General features: G+C 71.2%; 13 protein-coding genes and 2 pseudogenes. 10 read left to right on the top strand and 5 right to left on the bottom strand.

Annotated features, from left to right (window positions below):
- Window positions 1–11: 11 nt before the first annotated feature.
- From ACZ4VL_RS08365 to ACZ4VL_RS08355, 3 genes are read left to right on the top strand one after another with little or no spacing between them, the layout of a single operon-like run.
- The gene (locus tag ACZ4VL_RS08365) at window positions 12–1,196 is read left to right on the top strand and encodes a toxic anion resistance protein (RefSeq protein ID WP_468197253.1); all 1,185 of its coding nucleotides are present in this window, start codon (window positions 12–14) and stop codon (window positions 1,194–1,196) included.
- Window positions 1,193–2,812 (top strand): substrate-binding and vWA domain-containing protein, encoded by a 1,620-nt coding sequence (locus ACZ4VL_RS08360; RefSeq protein ID WP_468197251.1) that lies wholly within the window; start codon window positions 1,193–1,195, stop codon window positions 2,810–2,812. Before ACZ4VL_RS08365 ends, ACZ4VL_RS08360 begins: the two co-directional genes overlap by 4 nt.
- Window positions 2,799–3,416: a hypothetical protein gene (locus tag ACZ4VL_RS08355; RefSeq protein WP_468197249.1), complete on the top strand. Its 618-nt coding sequence runs from the start codon at window positions 2,799–2,801 to the stop codon at window positions 3,414–3,416. The genes ACZ4VL_RS08360 and ACZ4VL_RS08355 overlap by 14 nt, the downstream gene beginning before the upstream one ends.
- Window positions 3,417–3,550: 134 nt before the next feature.
- On the opposite strand, the gene ACZ4VL_RS08350 is transcribed toward ACZ4VL_RS08355, so the two are convergent.
- Window positions 3,551–5,383, bottom strand: coding sequence for a phosphoenolpyruvate carboxykinase (GTP) (locus tag ACZ4VL_RS08350; protein ID WP_468197246.1), 1,833 nt, complete (start codon window positions 5,381–5,383; stop codon window positions 3,551–3,553).
- Window positions 5,384–5,594: 211 nt separating this feature from the next.
- On the opposite strand from ACZ4VL_RS08350, the gene trhA reads away from it, so the two are divergent.
- Complete coding sequence (trhA, locus tag ACZ4VL_RS08345) at window positions 5,595–6,299, top strand: PAQR family membrane homeostasis protein TrhA (protein WP_468197244.1); 705 nt, start codon at window positions 5,595–5,597, stop codon at window positions 6,297–6,299.
- A gap of 107 nt (window positions 6,300–6,406) precedes the next feature.
- Here the strand turns inward: trhA and ACZ4VL_RS08340 are convergent, their stop codons facing one another.
- Window positions 6,407–8,476 (bottom strand): thioredoxin domain-containing protein, encoded by a 2,070-nt coding sequence (locus tag ACZ4VL_RS08340; RefSeq protein WP_468197242.1) that lies wholly within the window; start codon window positions 8,474–8,476, stop codon window positions 6,407–6,409.
- A gap of 232 nt (window positions 8,477–8,708) precedes the next feature.
- Here ACZ4VL_RS08340 and ACZ4VL_RS08335 point away from each other — a divergent pair, with 232 nt between their 5' ends.
- From ACZ4VL_RS08335 to ACZ4VL_RS08320, 4 genes and pseudogenes are all read left to right on the top strand, one after another.
- The gene (locus tag ACZ4VL_RS08335; protein WP_468197239.1) at window positions 8,709–9,275 is read left to right on the top strand and encodes a Uma2 family endonuclease; all 567 of its coding nucleotides are present in this window, start codon (window positions 8,709–8,711) and stop codon (window positions 9,273–9,275) included.
- Between the two features lie 752 nt (window positions 9,276–10,027).
- A pseudogene (locus ACZ4VL_RS08330) lies at window positions 10,028–10,215 on the top strand (IS701 family transposase); the annotation flags it as partial.
- Between the two features lie 57 nt (window positions 10,216–10,272).
- Window positions 10,273–11,571 (top strand): DUF262 domain-containing protein, encoded by a 1,299-nt coding sequence (locus ACZ4VL_RS08325; RefSeq protein ID WP_468197432.1) that lies wholly within the window; start codon window positions 10,273–10,275, stop codon window positions 11,569–11,571.
- Window positions 11,572–11,573: 2 nt separating this feature from the next.
- A complete protein-coding gene (locus ACZ4VL_RS08320) occupies window positions 11,574–12,506 on the top strand; it encodes a HEPN domain-containing protein (protein WP_468197237.1) in 933 nt (310 codons plus the stop codon).
- A gap of 168 nt (window positions 12,507–12,674) precedes the next feature.
- Here the strand turns inward: ACZ4VL_RS08320 and ACZ4VL_RS08315 are convergent, their stop codons facing one another.
- The 3 genes and pseudogenes from ACZ4VL_RS08315 to ACZ4VL_RS08305 form a co-directional block, all read right to left on the bottom strand.
- Window positions 12,675–12,824 (bottom strand): hypothetical protein, encoded by a 150-nt coding sequence (locus tag ACZ4VL_RS08315; RefSeq protein ID WP_468197236.1) that lies wholly within the window; start codon window positions 12,822–12,824, stop codon window positions 12,675–12,677.
- A 57-nt stretch (window positions 12,825–12,881) separates the two neighbouring features.
- Window positions 12,882–13,040: pseudogene (locus ACZ4VL_RS08310) on the bottom strand (DUF255 domain-containing protein); the annotation flags it as partial.
- 73 nt (window positions 13,041–13,113) lie between these two features.
- Window positions 13,114–13,782 carry a hypothetical protein gene (locus tag ACZ4VL_RS08305; protein WP_468197234.1) on the bottom strand — a complete coding sequence of 223 codons (669 nt, stop codon included), beginning with the start codon at window positions 13,780–13,782 and terminating at the stop codon, window positions 13,114–13,116.
- 167 nt (window positions 13,783–13,949) lie between these two features.
- On the opposite strand from ACZ4VL_RS08305, the gene ACZ4VL_RS08300 reads away from it, so the two are divergent.
- On the top strand, window positions 13,950–14,510 hold the full coding sequence (locus tag ACZ4VL_RS08300) for a superoxide dismutase family protein (RefSeq protein WP_468197232.1): 561 nt from the start codon (window positions 13,950–13,952) through the stop codon (window positions 14,508–14,510).
- A gap of 192 nt (window positions 14,511–14,702) precedes the next feature.
- The gene (locus ACZ4VL_RS08295) at window positions 14,703–17,990 is read left to right on the top strand and encodes a tetratricopeptide repeat protein (protein WP_468197230.1); all 3,288 of its coding nucleotides are present in this window, start codon (window positions 14,703–14,705) and stop codon (window positions 17,988–17,990) included.
- Window positions 17,991–18,815: the final 825 nt, after the last annotated feature.

Raw genomic sequence — 18,815 nt, 5'->3', positions numbered from 1 at the left:
GGGACCCGCACATGACGCTTTCACCTCCGGAGGACGGCCCGCTCGTCCTCACCGCGCCCGAGCCTGTGCCCGCCGTCCGGCGGGAGCAGGCCTCCGGCCTCGTCCCGCTCGACGACGCCGTCCGCGCCGAAGTGGCCCGCCGGGCCGCGGAGTACGCCGGCTCGCTCACCGGGATCGACCCGCGCTCCCCCGGGTTCGCCGCCCGGATCGGCGAGGTCACCGGGCTCGGCGCGGCCGACATGCGCACCGCCGACCGGCAGTCCAACCGGATGCTGGAGCGGGCCGTGCGCGCGCTCGGCTCCGAGGGCGGCGACGCCCAGGGGCGGGTGGCGGGCTCGCTGGTCGAGCTGCGCCGCACCGTCGAGGACCTCGACCCGCGGGACACGCCGGGCCGGGGGGCGCGCCGGCTGCTGGCCAAGCTGCCCGGCGGCAACCGGTTCCGCGACCACGTCGCGAAGTACGCGTCCGCGCAGGCCACCCTCGACAAGATCGTCGGTGCGCTGCGCAGCGGCCAGGACGAGCTGCGCCGGGACAACGCGGCGCTGCACACCGAGCGGGCCCGGCTGTGGGAGACCATGGGCCGGCTCCAGGAGTACGCGCTGCTGACCGAGGCCCTCGACGGGGCCGTCGAGCAGCGGATCGTGGAGGCCTCGTACGCCGATCCGGAGACGGCCGACGCGCTCCGCGCGGACGTGCTGTTCCCCGTCCGGCAGAAACACCAGGACCTGCTGACGCAGCTGGCCGTGTGCGCGCAGGGCTACTTGGCGATGGACGTGGTCCGGCGCAGCAACGAGGAGCTGATCAAGGGGGTGGACCGGGCGGCGACGACCACCGTGGCCGCCCTGCGGATCGCCGTGATGCTCGCCTCGGCCCTGGACAACCAGCGCAGGGTGACCGAGCAGGTGGGCGCCCTGCGGTCGACGACCGAGGACCTGATCCGCGGCAACGCCGAGATGCTGGCCACGCAGAGCGGGGAGGTCCAGCGGATCGCGGCCGACCCGGCCGTGGGCGCCGAGACCCTGCGGGCCGCGTTCGCTCAGATCTACACGACGCTCGACGCCATCGACACCTTCAAGGTGCAGGCCGCCGAGACCATGGCCGCCACCGTCGACGCCCTGAGCGGGGAGCTGCAGACCGCCTCCTCCTACCTGGCGCGGACGCGGGCGGCGGACGCCGCCGAGGGGGGCGCGCTGTGAACGGCATCAGAACGACGACCGGCCGGCTCCGGCGGTGGCCCGCCGCGGCCCTCGTCCTCGCGGTCCTGGCCGCCGGTACGGCGGGCTGCACCGCCGACGGGTCCGCCGAACCGGGGAAGAGCGTCTACAAGGACGGCACGCTGCGGGTGCTCGCCTCCAGCGAGCTCGCCGACATGGAGCCGGTGCTGAAGGCCGCGAAGCAGGCCACCGGCGTCAGCGTCGAGATGACCTGGTCGGGCACCCTGGACGCGGCCGAGGAGGTCGCCTCCGGCAAGGCCGACGGCAAGTACGACGCGATCTGGCTGTCTTCCAACGACTACCTGCGGCTGCGCCCCGAGGCGGCCGTGAAGATCGGCAGCGAGACCCCGGTGATGTCCTCGCCCGTCGCGCTCGGCGTGAAGGCGGACGTGCTGGCCCGGCTCGGCTGGAAGCCGGAGGAGGTCACCTGGTCGGCGGTGCACGAGGCGGTGGCCGCGGGCAAGCTGACGTACGGGATGACCGACCCGGTTCGCTCCAACTCGGGTTTCTCGGCGCTGGTTTCGGTGGCGTCCGGGCTGTCGGGGGCGCAGGCGGCGCTGACCGACGCGGACGTGAAGACGGCGCAGCCCAAGCTGAAGCAGTTCTTCTCCGGGCAGAAGCTGACGTCCGGCTCCTCCGGCTGGCTGGCGACGGCGTACGCCAAGCGCGGGGACGTGGACGCGCTCGTCAACTACGAGTCGGTGCTGCTGGCGGTGGACCGGGACGCGAAGTCGGGCCTGACGGTGGTCCGGCCGCGCGACGGGGTCGTCACCGCGCACTACCCGCTGACCCTGCTGACCTCGGCGCCGGCCGGGGCCCGTGAGTCGGGGCGGTCCCTGACCGACTGGCTGCGCGGCGCCGAGGCACAGAAGATGATCACGGAGAGGACGTTCCGGCGGCCGGTGGCGGCCGGGGCGGCTCCGGCGGCCGGGCTGAACCCGGAGAAGCGGCGCGAGCTGCCGTTCCCGGGGAGCCGGCAGGTCGCCGACGGGCTGCTGGCCTCGTACGAGAACGAACTGCGCCGGCCCTCGCGGACGGTGTACGTGCTGGACACCTCCGGTTCGATGGCGGAGGAGAACCGCATCGGGCGGTTGCGGGACGCACTCACCCAGCTGACGGGGACCGGGGACTCGGGTCCCGGGCAGCGGTTCCGGGACCGCGAGGAGGTGACGCTGCTGCCCTTCGGCGACAAGGTGAAGCAGGTCCTCACCCACGTCGTGGAGCCGGGCAACCCGGGTCCGGCGCTGGACGGGATCCGCAAGGACGCGGGCGCGCTGCGGCCCGAGGGGGGCACGGCGGTGTACGCGAGCCTGCGGGCGGCGTACGAGCACCTGGGCAAGGGGAACACGGACGCGTTCACCTCGATCGTGTTGATGACCGACGGGCAGAGCGGGGACAGGGCGAAGGACTTCGAGTCCTTCCACGCGGCCCTGCCGGAGGCGCAGCGGCACACCCCCGTCTTCGCGGTGCTGTTCGGGGACTCCGACCGCAAGGAGCTCACCCGGATCACCGAGGTGACCGGTGGGCGCCTCTTCGACGCGACCGCCGGCAACGACTCCCTGCGCGGGGCCTTCGAGGAGATCCGTGGCTACCAGTAGGACGGCCGGAGGGGCCTTGCGCTACCTGGAGTCGAAGAAGAACCTGGCCGGCTCCGCGTGCGGGGTGGCGGGCGTGGTGCTCACCCTCACGGGGGCGGCCGGCGCGTACTGGCCGGTGGTGGTGGCCGGGCTGTACGGGGCGGGGGCACTGGTCGCCCCGCCCGAGCGGCCGGCCCCGCCCCCGCCGGCGGGGCTCACCGAGCAGTTGAACGGGGTGCGCGAGCAGTTCGGGCGGCTGCGGGAGTACCTGGCCGAGGTGGAGCTGCCGGAGCCGGCCGGGGGGCGGCTCGCCGAGCTGGTCGAGCTGTACGGGGCGCTGCTGGAGCCGGGCTGGGTGGCGGACGTGCTGGCCGGGGAACCGGAGCTGGTGCACGCGCTGTCGCGGGCGATCGAGGTGGACGTGCCGGAGTGCGTGGACACCTTCAACCGGACCCGGTGGTGGACCCGGCTCACCCCGGGCGGGGAGTCTCCGGAGCGGCACCTGGAGCGGCAGCTGGAGCTGCTGCACGAGGAGGCGGAGCGGGTGGCGGCGGACCTGCGCGAGACGGAGGCCCGCCGCCAGCACACGCACACGGCCTACCTGGAGGAGCGCGGACGCTCCTGACAGGCAGGCCGTGGCTGCGGTGGGAACCGCTTGGTCGGGGGCTCCCACTACGGTGGGAAACCGCTTGGTCGGGGGCTCCCACATCTTCGGGCCCTGGCAGGCAGGGCGGCCCTGGCGTGCAGGGCGGTCGTACGTCAGCCCAGGCGCTCGACCAGGGCGTGGTACTGGTCCCACAGCTCCTTCGGCGTGTGCTCGCCGTAGGTGTTGAGGTGCTCGGGGACGAGGGCGGCCTCTTCGCGCCAGACCTTCTTGTCGACGGTCAGGAGGAACTCGAGGTCCTCGTCGGCGATGTCGAGGCCGTCGAGGTCGAGGGACTCCTTGGTCGGCAGGATGCCGATGGGGGTCTCGACGCCCTCGGCGGTGCCGTCGAGGCGGCCGACGATCCACTTCAGGACGCGGCTGTTCTCGCCGAAGCCGGGCCACACGAACTTGCCCGCGTCGTTCTTGCGGAACCAGTTCACGTAGTAGATCTTCGGGAGCTTCGCGGCGTCGGCGTTGCCCCCGACCTTGATCCAGTGGGCCATGTAGTCGCCCATGTTGTAGCCGCAGAACGGCAGCATGGCGAACGGGTCGCGGCGCAGCTCGCCGACCTTGCCCTCGGCGGCGGCGGTCTTCTCGGAGGCGATGTTCGAGCCGATGAACACGCCGTGGTTCCAGTCGAAGGACTCGGTGACCAGCGGGACGGCGGAGGCGCGGCGGCCGCCGAAGAGGATCGCGGAGATCGGGACGCCCTTGGGGTCCTCCCACTCGGGGGCGATCGTCGGGCACTGGGCGGCCGGGACGGCGAAGCGGGCGTTCGGGTGGGCCGCCGGGGTCCCCGACTCCGGGGTCCAGGGGTTGCCCTTCCAGTCGATCAGCTCGGCCGGGGTCTCCTCGGTCATGCCCTCCCACCAGACGTCGCCGCCGTCCGGGGTGAGCGCGACGTTGGTGAAGACGGTGTTGGCGTACATCGTCTTCATGGCGTTGGCGTTGGTGTGCGCGCCGGTGCCGGGGGCGACGCCGAAGAAGCCGGCCTCGGGGTTGATCGCGTAGAGGCGGCCGTCCTCGCCGAAGCGCATCCAGGCGATGTCGTCGCCGATGGTCTCGACCGTCCAGCCGGGGATGGTCGGCTCCAGCATGGCGAGGTTGGTCTTGCCGCAGGCGGACGGGAAGGCGGCGGCGACGTACTTGCTCTCGCCCTCGCCGGCCGGCGGGGTGAGCTTGAGGATCAGCATGTGCTCGGCGAGCCAGCCCTCGTCGCGGGCCATGACGGACGCGATGCGCAGGGCGTAGCACTTCTTGCCGAGGAGGGCGTTGCCGCCGTAGCCCGAGCCGAAGGACCAGATCTCGCGGGTCTCCGGGAAGTGCGAGATGTACTTGGTGGTGTTGCACGGCCACGGCACGTCGGCCTCGCCCTCGGCGAGCGGGGCGCCGAGGGTGTGCACGGCCTTGACGAAGAACCCGTCGGCGCCGAGCTCGTCGAGGACGGCCTTGCCCATGCGGGTCATGGTGCGCATGGCGACCGCGACGTAGGCGGAGTCGGTGATCTCGACGCCGATCGCGGAGAGCTCGGAGCCCAGGGGGCCCATGCAGAACGGGACGACGTACATCGTCCGGCCCTTCATCGCGCCGCGGAAGATGCCCTTCTCGCCGGCGAAGACGTCCTTCATCTCCGCCGGGGCCATCCAGTGGTTGGTCGGGCCCGCGTCCTCTTCCTTCTCGGAGCAGATGAAGGTCCGGTCCTCGACGCGCGCGACGTCGGACGGGTCGGAGGCGGCGTAGTACGAGTTCGGGCGCTTGCTCTCGTCGAGCTTCTTGAAGGTGCCCTTGGCCACGAGCTCCCCGCACAGGCGCTCGTACTCGGCCTCGGAACCGTCACACCAGACGACACGGTCAGGCTCGGTGATCGCCGCGATCTCGTCGACCCAGGCGATCAGGTCCTTGTGGTTCGTCGGGACGGAAGTGGGAGCCGCGTTGTCGCGCGCCACGATTGCTCCTTGTTGAGGGGTTTGTTTGGTGTATGCCCCGTGGGGGCTGCGACCCGGACGCTTCGCGCTCCGCTCATCCGGTGCCGACCGCACTCATCTGATCATCCGGTGCATGTGCGCATATGTCCAGAGGGCCTCTCACGTGAGCATCGCCACTCCCGTCAATCTTCCGTAAAGCAGACCGCCGGAAACCTACGGACCCGTAGGTAGCATGACGACCATGACTTCTGACGCCGTAGTCGCGCCGGAGGCCGCCGCCGGGCCGGCCGCCACAGCAGCACCGGAGGCCAAGCCGCTCATGCGCGGCTGGCTGCACGCCGGGATGTTCCCCGCCGTGGTCGTCGCGGGCCTGGCACTGATGGCCTTCACGGACTCGGCCGAGGCACGGATCGCCTGCGGGGTCTACATCCTCACGGCCTGCCTGCTGTTCGGAGTCAGCGCCGTGTACCACCGCGGCACCTGGGGCCCGCGGGGCGAGGCCGTCCTGCGCCGCCTCGACCACGCCAACATCTTCCTGATCATCGCGGGGACGTACACCCCGCTGACCGTGATCCTCCTCCCGCCCTCCACCGGGCGGACCCTGCTGTGGGCGGTGTGGCTCGCGGCCGCCGCCGGGATCGCCTTCCGGGTCTTCTGGGTCGGTGCCCCGCGCTGGCTCTACACCCCCTGCTACATAGCGATGGGCTGGGCGGCGGTCTTCTTCCTGCCCGACTTCCTGCGCACCGGCGGCATCGCCGTCCTCGTCCTGGTGGTCGTCGGCGGGCTGCTGTACAGCGCGGGAGGGGTCATCTACGGGATCAAGCGCCCCAACCCCTCCCCGCGCTTCTTCGGCTTCCACGAGGTCTTCCACTCGCTGACGCTCGCGGCGTTCATCGCGCACTACGTCGGCATCTCGCTCGCCGCCTACCGGCACTGACCGCGCCGCCGGCCGGCCCGGCCCGGCCCCGTGGCGTTGGGCCGGGGCCGTCGCGGTCGGGCCGGGGCCGACCGCGACGGAGCAGCCGGGCCGGGCCTCCGCGCCCGTCAGGTGCGCGGAGTCGCCGTCCCCACCTGCTCCCCCAGCTCCTGCGGATCCGTCGTCGGCCGCGCACAGACGAAGTGGCGGCACACGTAGGCCGTGGGGCGGTCGTCCACGAGAGCGCGTTCCGCCAGGAGGGGGAACTCGCCCCCGCTGCCGTCCGCGGCCCGCGGCATCCCTGCCGCCACCACCGCCCCGGGAGCCGTCCCCAGCAACGCCGTCCGGTGCAGCTCGGCCCGCGCCGGATCGTCGGGGTGGCCCACCACGGCCACCTCGCGCGGCCCGTCCAGCAGCGCCTCGGCGACCGCCAGCCCGTGCCCGATGAACCGCGGCACCCGCGGACCCAGCGCGTGCACCACGCCGAGCGCCCGCTCGGCGGCGGTGCGGTGCGCCTGCGAGCCGGTGTGCGCGGCGTACGACAGCAGCGCGCCGGCCGCGGCCGTCCAGCCGGACGGGGTCGCCGTGTCGGTCGGGTCCTGGGGGCGCCGGATCAGCTGCTCGGCGTCGTGCGCGGTGTCGTAGAGACTGCCGTCCTCGGCGGTGAACAGGTCCAGCACCAGGTCGAGCAGGATCCCGGCGAACTCCAGCCAGACCCCCTCACCGGTCACGGCCGCCAGCGCGAGGAAGCCCTCGGCGACGTCGCCGTAGTCCTCCAGCACCCCGGCGTTGCCACCGGCCCGCCCGTCCTTGCTGGTGCGGACGAGGCGCGGGGCCCGGCCGGCCGACGCCTCGAAGTGGACCCGTACCAGCAGGTCGGCGGCCTCGGTGGCCCGCTCGACCAGGTCCGGCCGGTCGAAGTAGGCGCCGCATTCGGCGAGGGCGGCGACGGCCAGGCCGTTCCACGCCGCGACCACCTTGTCGTCCCGGCCGGGCGCGGGCCGCCCGCCGCGCGCCGCGAGCAGCCGCTCCCGCACGGCGGCGATCCGGGCGGCGTCCACGACCGGCCCGTCCTGCGGCAGTTGCAGCACCGACCGGCCGTGCTCGAAGGTCCCCTCCTCCGTCACCCCGAAGTACGCCGCCGCCAGCGCCCCGTCCTCCGCGCCGAGCACCACGGCCAACTGCTCCGGCGTCCAGGCGTAGTACGCGCCCTCGGCCGGCTTGCCGGTGTCCGGGTCCTCGCTGTCGGCGTCGAGCGCCGAGGCGAACCCGCCCTCGGGCGTACGCAGTTCACGCACCATGAAGTCGGCCGTCTCCACCGCCACCCGCCGCGCCAGGTCGGACCCGGTGGCCCGCCACAGGTGCGCGTACACCCGGCACAGCAGGGCGTTGTCGTAGAGCATCTTCTCGAAGTGCGGGACCACCCACTCGCGGTCCACGGAGTAGCGGGCGAAGCCGCCGCCGAGCTGGTCGTAGATGCCGCCGCGGGCCATCGCCTCGCAGGTGTCCGCGGCCATCTGCAGCGCCCCCTCGGCGCCGGTGCGGGCGTGGTGGCGCAGCAGGAACTCCAGCACCATCGACGGCGGGAACTTCGGCGCGCCGCCGAAGCCGCCGCGCACCGCGTCGTACTCGCGGGTCAGGCCGAGCAGCGCCTGCGCCTGCTCCTCCGGGCCAGGGGCGCCGGCCCGGCCGTAGTCCAGCTGCCGGCCGGCCAGGTCGCGCACGATCCGCTGCGCGACGTCGGCGACCTCCTCGCGCCGCCCGGCCCAGGCCGTCTGCACCCCTTCCAGCACCTGCAGGAAGGAGGGCATGCCGTGCCGGGGCTCCGGCGGGAAGTAGGTGCCGAAGTAGAAGGGCTCGGCGTCGGGGGTGAGGAACACGGTCATGGGCCAGCCGCCCTGCCCGGTGGCGGCCTGCACGGCCTCCATGTAGACGGCGTCGACGTCGGGCCGCTCCTCGCGGTCCACCTTGATGCTGACGAAGTGCTCGTTCAGGTACGCGGCGGAGAGCTCGTCCTCGAAGGACTCGTGCGCCATGACGTGGCACCAGTGGCACGCGGAGTATCCGACCGACAGCAGAACGGGTACATTGCGCCGTTTCGCTTCCTCGAACGCCTCCGGTCCCCACGGCCACCAGTCGACCGGATTGTCAGCGTGCTGAAGCAGATAAGGCGAGGTCACACCAGCTAGCCGGTTCATGAGACCCAGCCTCTCACGGCGACCCGACCCTGCCGGTTCGGCCCGCAAGCCCCCGCCCTACTTGGCCGATTTGCACTCATGCGCCATCACGTGGTGGATGCGGATCGCCCCATTTGCACCCCGGTCGCTCCTGCGGACGACGGGGGTTCCGCCCCGATCCAAAGCCGGTGCCCGGCTGGACGCGGGCAGTACGCTGAGTCGAGCAGCACCGCACCCGCGAAGGAGGTACTTCATGACCGCCGAGATGGTGGCGCCCGCGTGGATGCATACGCAGATCAGCGCGGAGCAGTACGACTCCTGGTCCGAGGAGCAGTGCGCCGGCATCGAGATCGTGGACGGGATGGTCGTCGTGAGCCCGAGCGCCTCGAAGCGGCACAACAGGCTGGCTCGACTCCTGGCAAATGCCCTTGACGCAGCCGCAGGCCCGGACTGGAACGCCGACACGGACTTCGACGTCCGCCTTCAGGACGTTCCGCTCACCAACCGCCGTCCGGACGTCATCGTCTACCGGGCGGAGACCATCGACCTCACGCCTACTCGTCCCGAGCACGTCCTCCTGGTCGTCGAGGTCGTGTCGCCCGGCTCGGAGACCACCGACCGGATCGTGAAGGTGGACCAGTACGCCAAGGCCGGCATCGCCTTCTACTGGCGGGTCGAGCAGGCCGCGACCGGCGTCCCGATCGTCTACACGTACGTCCTCGACCCTGCCACCAGGGCTTACAGGGACGGCGAGATGTTCACCGGCACAGTGAAAGCCACCGCACCTTTCTCCATCACGGTCGACCTTGGGGTCATGTAAGAAACGGAGAAGTCACCGTGCACAGCACTTGCTGGGCGAAAGCGAGCCCCCGACCGAGAGGGAGACCGCCACCACCTGCGAGCGCTGACGGCAGATCCGCGCCCTGCACGATCGCAGAGTCGGCCCGCTGGACTGCAAGCGCCGCCTCAACCTTGCTCTCAATAACATCACACTACGACCGTGTCGCCGAGCCCAACCGCCTCATCCGCGCCCCCAAGTACTGGCCCACCAACATGGATTCCTGGCGCGATCACCTGCGCCGACGCTGGCCGGAGAACCCACCGTCCCCGTCATCCGTCTCCTCCAAGAAGTCAGGGAACTGGGCCACACCGGCAGCACGAACCCACTGGTCCGCTATATCAACCAGGGCCGTGTAGAGGCCGACCGGCCCGCACTCTCACCCCAGCGCCTGGTCCGCTACCTCCCCACCCCCCGACCCCCTCAAGGACCACCAGCGGAAACGTACCGACGCCGACCGCGCCGACCGCCACGAGATGGCCGCTCCGACCGGCCTCATTCACCGTTTCGCCGCGCTCCTGGATCCCACCAACCGCAATACCGCCCTGTTGAGTGCCTGGATCACCTCGAACCAGGCCGAGGACCTGGCCCACCTACAAGCCCTCACCCTGACGCACCACAACGGCCCCACTCCTCCGCCACCGTGTCCCGGGCTGACCACACTCACTACGGAACAGACCCGAAGGCCGTACAGACCTGCGTCTGTCGGCGGGACCGGGAGCCCAGGGCGGAACCAGCAGCGGTGGATGCTGGCCCGCGGCAGCATCGGCAAACCCGACGAGATTGCCTACTACCTCGCCTGCGCCCTGCTGGAGGCCCGCCGCCGCCGACCTGGTTCGTATCGCCAGACGTCGTTGGAAGACCGAGGAGCGCAAAGAACCAGTGCGGCCTAGACCAGCACGAGGCCCGTCGCTACGTCGGATCGAGCTGTACGCTCCCCTACTCTGGGGCTCCGGTGTTGCAACCTATGGGAGTTGACATGGCGCATGAGCAAGACCAGGAGGCACTCCGCCGCAGCCTTGTGAGGCGGCAACGCGACGCGCTGCTTGCGGGCGAACTCGTTGCAGAGCAACTGGTCGAAGAGCAGCCCCTTCAGGTTCCCTCAGATGACGAGATCAATGATCGCTATGACCAAGGCGAGATCCGCATCGTTACCGAGCAGGCCCGCTACCCGCTCGAATCCATTACAGGCCTGCTGGACTCGGGGAATTACAAGCTTGACCCTGACTATCAGCGACGGCATCGCTGGTCAGTCGACCAGAAGAGCCGGCTCATCGAGTCCTTCATCATGAATGTCCCAGTTCCACCGATCTTCCTCTACGAGTACGATTTCAATCGATATGAAGTAATGGATGGACTCCAGCGCCTTACAGCAGTCAAGGAATTCTACTCCAACTCCTTTGAACTCTCCGGCCTGGAGTACTGGACAGAACTGGAGGGGATGAAGTACTCACGCCTTCCGTCCAGAATTAGGGATGGGATCAGCCGTCGCTACCTCTCTTCGATTGTCCTGCTGAAAGAAACAACTCACGGCGACGAAGATCCCGAACGGCTCAAGCGGTTCGTTTTTGGCCGGATCAATACGGGCGGCGTTCAGCTTTCACATCAAGAGGTTCGAAACGCTCTCTACAACGGCCCAATGAATGAACTTTGCAAGGAATTGGCGGCAACGCCTGCCCTTAGGCATCTGTGGGACATTCCCCAGAACGTCGAAGATCTAGTTGGCCATGCGCCAGAATCCGAAGAATCACTGGAGAAGACCTCCGACCTGACGATCGAGGAACTCGACGAGCCAGCCATCATCCCTCGGGCTTGGCGGGAAATGACGGATGTGGAGCTAGTTCTTCGATTCTTTGCAAACCGTCAGCGCATGATCGTTTACCGAAACAACATCCGCGACTACCTGGATGCCTACCTGAAGGCTGCAAATTCATTCGAGTCGGAGACTCTCGATAGACTTCGGACCGTCTTCCTTGAGACAATCAGCCTCGCCGAGGAGATCTTCGGAAGTCAGGCCTTCAAGAGGTACCGGGTTCGCAGCTGGACCACGGTCCCGTCCGTTTCCATCTACGACGCGCTCATGAATGTCCTGTCGCGGCTACTGGACAGGAAGTCCGAACTGGTATCCCGGAAGGAAAGCATCCAGAACGGTCTCCCCGGATTCTACCAGGAACACTCGAAAGCATTTAATCTTCGAGGACAGAATCGCACAGACCTAATGACAAGAGAAATCGAGCTTGAGCGCTATCTCCGCAGCTTCATCGATTCCGAGGCCTGAGCATGGCCACGTTTCTGAATCCTGCCTGGCGCCGATGCCTTGAGCGTTTCGAGCAAGTCAGCCTGTTCATCGACGCATCTGCACCACTCGGCGGGCAAAGCGGTGTCCCCACGGTGCGCAGCGATATGTACGGAGCCTGGGTTCTAATAACGTATGCCGCCTGCCAACATGCATTGGATGAGATCGGCCAGGGTTGCCTAAAGTTCCTCGGGAATCGATACAAGTATGCCAAGACGATGCCCGATGCGGTATTCAGACTCCATGAGCGAATGGCACTTGACGGAGCCCGCAAATTGGCCGACGGCGACCCCCAAGCGAAGGCCAAGGTACGCCAGACCTTGCTGGATGCCTACTCGGCTAATTGGTCCGCCAGTTCTCCCTTGCTAAACCTGGAACGCAATGTCTGGCCTGACGTCGTCAGGGAGTGGATGAAGCGCATTGGCATCACCCAAGGTGAAATGTCATGGATGAACAACCCCGCTTCTTCTGGCTCCTCCGATACCTACGCTTCCCGACTGAAGGAACTGGTTGCGGAGCGAAACCCGATTGCTCATGGCGAACTTCCCGTCCAGACCCGGAGTGTCGGCGAGATGAAATCATGGCTTCAGGACTGCCAGGGCTTCATGGAACATTGCGCCATGACGACAGAGCTTCATCTTTCGCGGGTTCATCAGTCCCGAATCATTCGCCTCGGAGATATCAATAAGGCGATGAGCCTCGGAAGCAATACCGTCCCGTTCTCCAAAATTGACCATCAGGTGAGAGTAGGCGACCACGTGCTAATCGGATCGCCGGCAGATCGAAAGAAGATCGCCCGCATCGATACCATTATGTGCGGCAACCAGGCATTTGATCGACTCCCAGCTGGGCATGAGCACTTGGCCGTCCGACTGAGCAAGCCGCACGGCGGTGATCGTGTCTACCTGACGCCGTGATTGGCGGTCGGCCGTGGGCAGTCCCAGTAACGGTGCGCGGACAAACGTGAGGTGCAACCTGACCCAGGTGCAGCAGGGCTCGCGGACCATCGCCACAGTACCGGCAGTGCCGCACGAGGGAACCCATCGGTTCTCTCACGCGGCACTGTTATGTGAGCCGCCCCCCCCCTACTCATCAGCGGCGACAGCGGGTGCGCTGCCCTCTAGGAGCTGGCGGATGGTGGCGAACTTCTCTGGCCCCCACTCGGGCGAGGCGGCCAGTTCGGCCTCCACCCAAGCGTCGATACTCGTGTTCAGTTCCTCATCGTACGTACTCACGCGACTACCCCCTGGTAACACCCCAGGTCAGGACTACCTGGTTGTCTAAGTACATTGGCACCAGTGGCAGGACGAATACCCCACACTGAGCAACACGGGCACCCCCCGCTCGCGCGCCTCGGCGAAGGCCTCCGGCGACCAGGGCCACCAGTCGACGGGGTTGTCGGCGTGCTGGAGGAGATACGGCGAGGTCTCGTGCGTGAGGCGGTTCGGCATGGGGCCATCCTTGCGCACCGGGCGCGGCCGCGCTCCGCGGACGGGAGTGCGGTCGGCGGCGGTGTCGCCGGGGTCAGGCGCGGCTGCACATGTGGATGGACATGGTGCCGGACATGTCGAAGTGGCGGATCCGCAGATCGGTCCCGTTGTACGCGGCCTCCAGACGGCCGAACACGTCCTGGGCGCCCATCGGGTACCAGGGGAGGTTGATCCCGAAGTCGTCCTTCACCGTCTCGGGCACCTTCTGGGCGGAGGAGGTGGAGACGTCGGGGTCCGTGAGGTGTGCCGGGCCGGTGAGGACCTGGAGGTCCAGCCGGCCTCGGTGCACGGACCAGCGGCCGGTCCAGGTGCCGGCGATGCCGGACCAGACGATCGTCCAGGTGCCGTCCTCGCGGACGGTGGCCCGGCCGGTGTCCTTGCGGCCGCCGATGCCGCCGCCGGGCAGGGTGGAGCGGATCGTCCACGCGCCCTTGACGAACTCGGCGAAGGCCCGGCCCACCACTCCCGTGGCGGCGGGCGTGGGCGGTGTGGTGGGTGTGGTGGGTGCGGCCGTGGTCGTGGCCGACGGCGAGGCCGGTGCTGAAGGTGGGGCGGAAGTGGTGGAAGGGGCAGGAGAGGTGGCCCGCTTGTCCTTGCCCGTGCAGGCGGACAGCAGCGCCGCGCCGGCGCCGAGCGCCAGGTAGCGCAGGGTGGTGCGGCGGCCGATCAGCCGGGCCGCCGTGCGTATCTCTCGTACCGTCATCAGGTCCCCCGGAACGTGCAGTTGGATCTTGCCGGAGTGTACGGGCCGCCACCGCGCGCCCCTGGTGTCCGGGCCCGCGGTGCCCGATCGGCCGCGCGGGAGTCGTGGGCCGGCGGATCGTGGGCCAGCATGGGGTACGGCCTGACACCCGACCGAGGAGGGCCGAGATGGCCTTGATGACGACGGTGCTCGCCGCGTCGCTGGCCCTGACGGCAGGCGTGAGCACCCCCAGCCCCGGACAGGGCGCGGTGAGCGTCTCCGGCACCTTTCGGAAGGCCGCCGACGACGTCGGGTACGGCGCGGTCACCTACGCCCCCGGGCACGTACCCGTCGGCAGCCGGATCCGGGTGACCGAGCGGGCCGGCGCGCAGGGCACCTGGATCGAGCTGCGGCTGGAGGGCATCGAGGCGGACCGGACCTTCGGCGCGCACGTGCACCGCAAGCCGTGCGGGGCCGATCCGGCGGCCGCCGGATCGCACTACCAGGACCTCGCCGACCCGGTGCAGCCCTCCGTCGACCCCGCGTACGCCAACCCGCGCAACGAGGTCTGGCTGGACCTGGCCACGGACGCGCGCGGCGACGGCCGTTCGCAGACGGCCGTCACCTGGCGGATCCGGGTCGGCGAGGCCCGCTCGGTCGTGGTGCACGAGCACCCGACCGCCACCGGGCCGGGCCACGCGGGGAGCGCCGGGCCGCGGCTCGCGTGCCTCACCGTGCCGTTCGCCTGACCCCTCGTCCGACCCCCGTCCGTCACTGTGCGTGGGCGTTCACCGGCCGGGCCGGCCGGAGACGCACATATATGCACGTGGTTTCCCGAATGCGGGCCAACTCCCTCTGATCTAGCTCAAGTTCCCTGTCGCGCGGGGCCGTGCGGTCCCACACTTGGGGCACGTTGCCGGAGCTCTCTTGAGGGGATGCCGATGCGGGACAGCCATCGCGGTGAGGCCGAGCGACTGTTGGAACGGGCCGTGGACGAGGAGGCCCAGCGGGCTGCCGGGACGGGTGCGACGGCTGCACCGGTCGACCGGGAGGCCCTGCTGGCGCGCGGCCGCCGGACACTGGACGCGCTCGCGGCGAGCGCCGCCGACGAGTACGAGGCGTACGTACGGGCCCTGGACGAGGCGGCCGACGGGGAGGAGTCCCTCGGCGAGGCCTTCCGGCGGCAGGACACCTCGACGGCATTGCTGGTCACGGCGGTGGCGGCGGTCGCGGCCGCCGGCGTGGACCTCTCGCTGGGCGTGGCGACGGGGACGGCCCTGGTCGCCGGGGCCGTCACCGGGGTCGCCGGTGCGGCCGCCGCGGTCGCCAAAGTGACGGCCCTGCACCTGCCCGCCGCGAACCGCCGGGCCGGCGAACGGGGGCGGCCCGGCGGACCCGAGCAGCTGAGGCTCCAGTGGCTGACGGCGCTGGAGGTGCGCGGAATACGCCCGTTCCTGGAACAGCAGCGGGCAGTGGCGGCCGCGGCCCGCCAGGCCGCCCGGCAGGTCCCGCGCCCCGCCGCCGGCCCGCAGCTGCGCGGCGGCGACCGCAGCGCGGAGGCCCGGCGGCGCCGCACACTGGAGCAGTCGTGGGCGCAACTCCCGCAGGCAGCGGCCGCGTTCACCGGGCGGCGGGCCGAGCTCACCCGGATCGCGCAGTGGGTGCAGGCGGCACGGGCCAGCACGGAGACCCGCCCGGTGGTCGTCGTCCTGCACGGCGGGCCCGGAGCCGGCCGCACGGCCCTGGCGCTGCGAGCCGCGGACGCCCTGCGCGACCAGTTCCGGGGCGCGTGCGTGGTGGACCTGCGGGGCGGCGGGACCGACAGCGGAACCGGCGGCGCAAGCGGCGGTGGGGAGGCCCCACTGCCGACCCGGGAGGCGCTCCTGCACCTGCTGAACCGGCTGGGCGCACCCCGCGAGCAGCTGCTGTTCCGCGACGGCGCCTCGGCCGAGCAGCAGGTACGGCGGCTCGCCGAGCTCTACCACCAGCACCTGCAGGGGCTGCCGGTCACGGTGGTGCTCGACGACGCGGTGGACGCCGAGCAGGTCCGGATGCTCGTGCCGGAGCGGTCCGAGAGCCTCGTCCTGGTGACCGCGCGGCAGCCTCTGGAGCTGCCCGACACCAAGGCGTGGGTGTACCAGCTCCCCGTGGAACCGCTGGCCGACGCCGACGCCGCCGAGCTGCTCCGGGCCGCAGCGGACACCACCGACGACGGCCGGGAGGACACCCCGCCCGGACTCCTCGCCGTGGCCGGCGGACTGCCGCTGGCCCTGCGCGTCCTCACCCCGGTCGCCGCGACCGCCCCGGAAGCCCTGGCCGCGGCCGCCGAGACGCCGCCCGACCCCGCCGCCGGGACGCCCGGGTCCGGGCTGGAGCGGGCCCTCGGCCTGGCCTACGCCTGCCTGCCCGAGGAGCGGCGCCGGCTGCTGCGCCGCCTCACCCTGGCCGGGCGGGCCTCCCTCGGACCGTCGGCCGCGGCGGCGCTCATCGACACGGACCGGGCGGCGGCCGGGCGGCTGCTGCACGAGCTGGCCCGGGCGGGCCTGCTGGACCCCGTACGCGGGGAACGGTTCCGCATGCACGACGCGGTGCGCTCGTACGCGTCGGCACGGCTGGCCGCGGACGAGGACCGGGCCGAGTCCTCGGCGGCGCACGGCCGGCTGATCCGCAACCACGCGCAGCTCGCGGACGCCGTGATCCGCATGGTCGACGGCAAGACGTCGACCCGCGCCGACCACTTCGGCGGCCACGGCTTCCCCTCCCTCGACGCGGCACTGCGCTGGCTCGACGAGGAATCGAGCTTCATCACCGCGGCGCTGCGGCACACCGAGGACGTCGACCTCCAGGCGGTCCTGGACCTGCTGGGCGCACTGTGCGACTTCTGCCTGCTGCGCGGGGACCTGTACCGGCTGGGCGAGATCAACGAACTGACGCAGGCGGTGGAGGCGGCCCGCCGGGGCCAGCCGGGCCAGGGCCGGCTCGTCCGGTCGGTGCAGTGGCGCACCGGCATCGCGGCCCGCCAGCTCGGCGAACTGGACAAGGCCCGCACCACCCTGACGTCGGTCGTCGACCAGTACCGGGAGGCGCAGCAGGACGCCGGGGCGGCCATGGCGCTGATCTCGCTCGGCATCACCCTCCACCACCAGGGGCAACTGGCGGAGGCGGCGGCCCGGATCCGCGAGGCACTGGAGCTCCAGGAGCCCGACAAGCTCGCCGGCGACCGGGCCTGGGGCCTGCACGCCCTGGCCGCGGTGGAACGCGACCGGGCACGGCTCGCCGAAGCCATGGCCCTGCTCGAACAGTCACTGGCCCTGCACCAGGAGAACGAGAGCGTGCACGGCGAAGCCTGGGCGCACTTCCAACTGGGACAGGTGTACCTGCGGCTCGGCGCGGTACCGCGGGCCGAGGAGGAACTGCGGCTCGCCCTCGACCTGTACGGGCGCACCCGCGACGACCGCGGCCGGGCCTGGGCCCTGACCCAGCTGGGCCGGGCCCGCGTGGTGGACGCGGACCCCGGACCGGCCACGGACCAGCTACGGGAGGCGCTGGCCCGGCACCGGGAAGCGGAGGACGCCCGCGGCGAGGCGTGGACCCTCTACTACCTCGGGCAGGCGCTGGAGGAGACCGGCGACCTCGACCAGGCCGTACGCGAGCTGGAACGGGCCCGGACCATGTTCTCGCGGATGCGGGACGTGTACGGGCTGGCCTACGCACGGCACCACTCGGGCCGCGTCACCCGCGACCAGCGGGCCGCCCAGACCGGCAACCTGAAGAACTCCGGCTTCGCCCGACAGCTCCTCGTCGACGCCCGCGCCGACTTCCGGCGGATCGGCCTCGCCCACGGGGAAGCCTGGACCTGCATCGAACTGGCGGTCGTCGACGCCGGCAACGAACGGGTCGAACAGGCGCTGGGCCTGTGCGAGGAAGCGGCCCGGCTGTTCATCTCGTACGGGGACCGGCGGGGGGAGGACTGGGCGCGGTTCCTGCGGTGCACGCTGCTGCCGTACGCCGTGCCGGGGGTCGCGGGCGTGGAGGAGGCGCGGGCCGAGCTCGCCCGCCTGGCGGAGGCGCCGCATCCCGCGCGGGACGGGCGGCTGGGGGACTGCCTGGACGCGTACGCGGTGGTGCTGGGGCGGGGGGTGGACCCGGCCGAAGGGTGGCAGGCGTGGCGCCTGGGCCTGACCCCGGCCCTCCGGGCCCGCGAAATCATGGGCGTCCCCTGCCGATGACCCCCTGACGGCCCGCAGCGCCGGCCGCCCGCGCCGGCCGCGCGGAGCCCTTTCCCCGGGCCGGCCGCGCCGCCGGCTCGCCGTATGCCGCTGCGGCGGAGCCGTTCCCCGGCAGCCGCCGCCGCACGCCGCCGCGCGGAGCCGTTTCCCAGGCCGGGCGCGCTACCGGCTCGCCGTATGCCGCTGCGCGGAGCGGTTCCCCACCCCGCCCCTTCCCGAAACCGGGCTCCGCCCGGACCCCTGCGGGGGCTCCGCCCCCGTACCCCCGCGCCTCAAACGCCGGCGGGGCTGGAAGATACAGCCCGCGCGGCGTTTGAGCGCACCGGGCGCGCAGCGCCCGGAACCCAGCACCGCCGGCGCACATCCCAGCCCCGCCGGCGTTTGAGGCGAAAGGGCCCGGGGGCGGAGCCCCGGTTTCGGGAAGGGGCGGGGTGGGGAACGGCTCCGCGCAGCGGCACCCGGCACCCGGCACCCGGCACCCGGCACCCGGCACCCGCAGCGGCATGCCGGTGGCCCGCCCGGCGGTGGGCACCGTCGGACGGGGTCGCCATACCCGGGCCCCGACCGGGCCCGCGCCACCACGGCACGGCCGGGCCGTGGGACGGAGCCACGTCGTCAGCCAGAGCCGAGGGCCGGCAGGGCAGGGCCACGCCGTAGGCCGGGCCTGGGGCCGGCCGGGCAGGGCCGCGCCGTCAGACCGGGCCGGAGGCCGGCCGGGCAGGGCCACGGCGTCAGACCGGGCCGGAGGCCGGCCGGGCAGGGCCACGGCGTCAGACCGGGCCGGAGGCCGGCCGGGCAGGGCCACGGCGTCAGACCGGGCCGGAG

This window comes from Streptomyces sp. NPDC029014, assembly GCF_055564695.1.
This window is presented reverse-complemented; position numbering and strand designations above follow the sequence as displayed.